Annotated in this window: 7 protein-coding genes and 1 pseudogene; 2 read left to right on the top strand and 6 right to left on the bottom strand. The window is 61.9% G+C overall.

Annotation, left to right across the window (positions count from 1 at the left end; translation table 11 throughout):
- Positions 1 to 262: DDE-type integrase/transposase/recombinase (locus AC1DXK_RS30560; protein WP_477299676.1), on the top strand; the 262-nt coding region annotated here is incomplete at its 5' end.
- An 86-nt stretch (positions 263 to 348) separates the two neighbouring features.
- Here AC1DXK_RS30560 and AC1DXK_RS30555 read toward each other — a convergent pair.
- From AC1DXK_RS30555 to AC1DXK_RS30535, 5 genes are all read right to left on the bottom strand, one after another.
- Positions 349 to 876 (bottom strand): DUF4142 domain-containing protein, encoded by a 528-nt coding sequence (locus AC1DXK_RS30555; RefSeq protein ID WP_456686726.1) that lies wholly within the window; start codon positions 874 to 876, stop codon positions 349 to 351.
- Positions 877 to 962: 86 nt separating this feature from the next.
- A complete protein-coding gene (locus AC1DXK_RS30550; RefSeq protein ID WP_477299675.1) occupies positions 963 to 1,286 on the bottom strand; it encodes a hypothetical protein in 324 nt (107 codons plus the stop codon).
- Positions 1,287 to 1,308: 22 nt separating this feature from the next.
- Positions 1,309 to 1,476 carry a hypothetical protein gene (locus AC1DXK_RS30545; RefSeq protein WP_456686725.1) on the bottom strand — a complete coding sequence of 56 codons (168 nt, stop codon included), beginning with the start codon at positions 1,474 to 1,476 and terminating at the stop codon, positions 1,309 to 1,311.
- Positions 1,477 to 1,580: 104 nt separating this feature from the next.
- Complete coding sequence (locus tag AC1DXK_RS30540) at positions 1,581 to 1,838, bottom strand: hypothetical protein (protein WP_456686724.1); 258 nt, start codon at positions 1,836 to 1,838, stop codon at positions 1,581 to 1,583.
- Positions 1,839 to 1,842: 4 nt separating this feature from the next.
- A complete protein-coding gene (locus tag AC1DXK_RS30535; protein ID WP_456686723.1) occupies positions 1,843 to 2,082 on the bottom strand; it encodes a helix-turn-helix domain-containing protein in 240 nt (79 codons plus the stop codon).
- A gap of 144 nt (positions 2,083 to 2,226) precedes the next feature.
- Between AC1DXK_RS30535 and AC1DXK_RS30530 the strand changes: the two genes are divergently transcribed.
- Positions 2,227 to 2,595 carry a hypothetical protein gene (locus AC1DXK_RS30530; RefSeq protein ID WP_456686722.1) on the top strand — a complete coding sequence of 123 codons (369 nt, stop codon included), beginning with the start codon at positions 2,227 to 2,229 and terminating at the stop codon, positions 2,593 to 2,595.
- 6 nt (positions 2,596 to 2,601) lie between these two features.
- Here the strand turns inward: AC1DXK_RS30530 and AC1DXK_RS30525 are convergent.
- Positions 2,602 to 3,371, bottom strand: a pseudogene (locus AC1DXK_RS30525) (IS5 family transposase).
- Positions 3,372 to 3,413 lie beyond the last annotated feature (42 nt).

The raw sequence follows: 3,413 nt of genomic DNA, 5'->3' as shown, positions 1-3,413 counted from the left end.
CTATGTGACCAAGCACCTGCAGCAAGGCATCGAGAGTGACCACTTCCGGGTCAAGCGAGCGATGCCGCGGGTGGGCGGCTTCCGGTCCTTCCACACGGCGCGGCGCACGATCTGCGGCTTCGAGGCGATGCTGTGGCTGCGCAAGGGCTTCGGCTTTGCCGGCGCGTGGACCGTGTGCGAGCAGAACCGGCTGCTCGGGGTCTGCTTCGGACTTCAGGCGGTTAACAAATCGAAGGCGGCCTTGGACGTCACAGCCAAGTGACGCTGCCGCCGTCAGCCACGCGTGAAGAAGCTCCAGGCCGACCATGTGGCCCGGAGCTTCTGCTGGCGAGCCGTGAGTGGCCGTGCTTACTTGGCCAATTCCTCAGCCATCTTCTGATGGTGCTCGACGATCGGCAGCGTCTTCTCCGCAAACGCCTTCAGGTCGGCGTTGTCGCCGCCCTTAGCGTAACGTTTGTAAAGGTCGACCGTGTTCTTATGTCCGGAGATCTGATCGGAACGGTATTGCTTCTCGAAGTCATCGCCGTTCAGATCCTTGAGCTTGTCGATCATGCTCTGATGTTTTCTGTCGAGAGATGCTGGAACATCCGCCTTCACTTTGCCGCCTTGAACCATGCTTTTAATTGCATCGGTCGACGTGGTGTGGTCGGCAATCATCTTTTTTGCGAAATCGTCCGCCTTAGTGTCTTTTTTCTCCTGAGCGAGCTTGCTCGACTGGATCTCGAACATGTCGCTGATCGCGGCTTCGGTGATGAAGTCCTGCGTCGTGGGGCTGTTACCAAGTAACGAGTTAACGCCTGTCTTCTCGCCTATGGTTTCGGCGAGGGCTGGGGTAGCCAGAACGACGCAGATAGCAATAGCTGTAAATTTCTTCATGGTGGCGCCTCCTGATTTGCATCAGGAAACTGTTTTCTGCCAATGCTGTTCCGCCGGGCCGCTACACGTCGCACCAGCGTAACCGATCAGCGCCGCAGCGCCTCAATCCAGGCCTTTACCGGATCTACCACAAACGACACGTACGCGGCCCAGGTCCGTGCCCAGCCGCCCAGGGGCAGATCGGCGTCTGGCCGGGCTGCCATCAGCGCCGCCACGTAGCGGTCCTCGTGGGGCTTGCACTCGTCCAAGGCGTTGCGCTCCCGGCCGGGCTTGCTGCCGCGGTCAGGCTGTTGATCGTACGCGTCGCGCACACAGCTGTGCCACGCCTTCTCCATGGCCGGCAGATCGGCCGGCTCGGCCGCCAGGGCCGAGACCGGCCCGACACCCGCGAGCATGAGGAGCAAGACCAAGCGCCAGCCGTGCGCCGCCCGGCTATTCATCGGACGCGTTGGCCAGCTGCGTACCGGCTACCATCGCAGCCACCTCGCCTGAGGCCTGCTGCAGCTCATGGCGGGCAAAGCCATCGGCCAGCACAATCAGGCCGGCGAGCATGAACCCGAGCAGCAGGCAGCGGCGGACGGTGAGCGCGGGGATGAGCATGGAGGCGCCTTTGGGAGACGCCTGCAACGTAGCTGAGCCGATTGGCGCCGGCTGCCACGCTGCTGCAACAGCAGGTACGGAAAGCGAACGCGTTGACGTACCGCCTATGGCTGGTACCGCCCCTTCTCGCACCAGAACCGGGTTCGTGTACCTGGCTGACCACCGAAGAGCCCCGCAGCTGCGGCACAGTTCTCCCGGTTGTAGACCTCGCCGTCTGCCGCATCGAAGGTGGCGACGTGGATCCGCGCCCCGTCGTTGAGCACGGAGTTGCGGTACAGCGTGTAGGTGCTGGCGCCCTGCCCCTGGCAAGCGCTGAGCACACCGCACAGGGCGACGATCGCCAGGGATGCCATCAGGCGCATGGGATCAATTGCCGGCGGTCGCAGCATCGCTTGCGGTGCCCGCAGGGTTGCGCAGGCGCACGCCGTGCCCGCTGCCGTCATCCTCAAGGAACGTTGCGCCGGCGGCTTCCAGGGCGCCCTGCAGCGCCATGATGGTGCGCGGCTTCAGTTCGGCGCCGCCCTCGAACCGGGTGATTGTGTGCGTGGAGACGGATGCTAGGTGAGCCAGATCTCGTACGCCAAGGCCTAGACCCGTGCGAGCCATGCGACATGTCACCGGAACCATTTTTAGCACCGTGTACATATTTTCTGGTTGACGGACCAACGCAACCCCCGCTACCGATTGCACACGGTAGCGAAAACACCCCGAAACTCAACAACACCACCAGAAATAGGAAGCGCCATTCACATGGAACGCGAACGGGAAGCTATTGCCAACACCAAGCAGATGCGACGTGAATTAGACGACTCGATCGATGGAATGATGAATGTCGCCGATGGCACTTACCGCGGAGATGTAGACAACCCCGTCAATGATTTTACCAGAGTGATATTTGACATTTCGAGGAATGATATTGAAATTGACGAACAGGCGGATATCCTGCGCGAAGCAATCAAGTACCTTACAAAGAAGGGTAATTCATATGATTCACTGGGCGAATTGGTTGATGAAGCCTTTCGACAGGCTATTGATACAGTTGATAATCTTCCATGTGCTTTGCTCGCACTTTTGCGCTACCGCTTGAGGGGGCAACAGCTGGGCGCGTTGGTCTCTTAGGGCGTGTCATCGCTTGAGCCAGTCGAGGGCTGCGGCGAGGGACAGGACACCCATGAAGCTTGTGGCGGTTTTCTCGTAGCGGGTTGCGATGGCACGCTATTCCTTGAGCCTCGCCCAGAGGCGCTCGACCTGATTGCGATTGTTGTAGATCCAGTCCGGGCAGGCGACGGGGGTCTCGTGGCGCTGAGGCGGGATCGCGGGGCGCGCACCCATGTTCCAGATGTGCTCGCGGAAGGCGTGACCGGTGTAGCCGCGGTCTCCGACGACCCACTTGGGCACGCCTGGCAGTTGGTCGAGCAATGGAACCGCATGGGGCAGTTCGTGCGCCTGTCCCGATGCCAGCCGGAAGGCGATGGCGCGGCCCTGCCCGTCGGCGATCACGCAAGCCTTGGTGCCATAGCCGCCACGCGAGCGGCCAAGAGCCTCACAAGTGTCTCGCTCGGCCCCAGATCCCCCCTTTTGGCGGCGCCAGCCGCCTTCTGGTGCGCGCGTATGTTCGTGCCGTCGAGGAACACCATCCCGAGTTGAACCCCGCGCTCCTGCACGAGGCCGAGGAGCCGTTCCCAGACGCCAGCACGGGACCAGCGGATGAAGATCTGTGCGGCCCGCCACCAAGGACCAAGATCCTCCGGAATGGCCCGCCATTTCGCCCCGTTCTGATGCCGCCAGAGAATGGCCGAGAGTGTGCGTTGCAGGTCCTGCGGTGGCGTCTTGGCCTTCGGACGGCACGCCTCGACCAGCGGCTCCAGCTCAGACCATTGCGCGTCGCTCAGCATCATCCCTCCTGCCTTGGAGAGATCCCTCCTGCCTTGGAGAGA

The sequence above is a fragment of the Methylobacterium sp. P3_A11 genome (genome assembly GCF_056403155.1).
Note: the sequence above shows the minus strand (reverse complement) of the source record. Positions and strands in the feature narration are given on the sequence as shown.

Bases quoted from the DNA above. Each gene is read 5' to 3' on its own strand.
- AC1DXK_RS30555 (WP_456686726.1), bottom strand. From the start codon at position 876: ATGAAGAAATTTACAGCTATTGCTATCTGCGTCGTTCTGGCTACCCCA.
- AC1DXK_RS30545 (WP_456686725.1), bottom strand. From the start codon at position 1,476: ATGCTCATCCCCGCGCTCACCGTCCGCCGCTGCCTGCTGCTCGGGTTC.
- AC1DXK_RS30540 (WP_456686724.1), bottom strand. From the start codon at position 1,838: ATGCGCCTGATGGCATCCCTGGCGATCGTCGCCCTGTGCGGTGTGCTC.
- AC1DXK_RS30535 (WP_456686723.1), bottom strand. From the start codon at position 2,082: ATGGCTCGCACGGGTCTAGGCCTTGGCGTACGAGATCTGGCTCACCTA.
- AC1DXK_RS30530 (WP_456686722.1), top strand. From the start codon at position 2,227: ATGGAACGCGAACGGGAAGCTATTGCCAACACCAAGCAGATGCGACGT.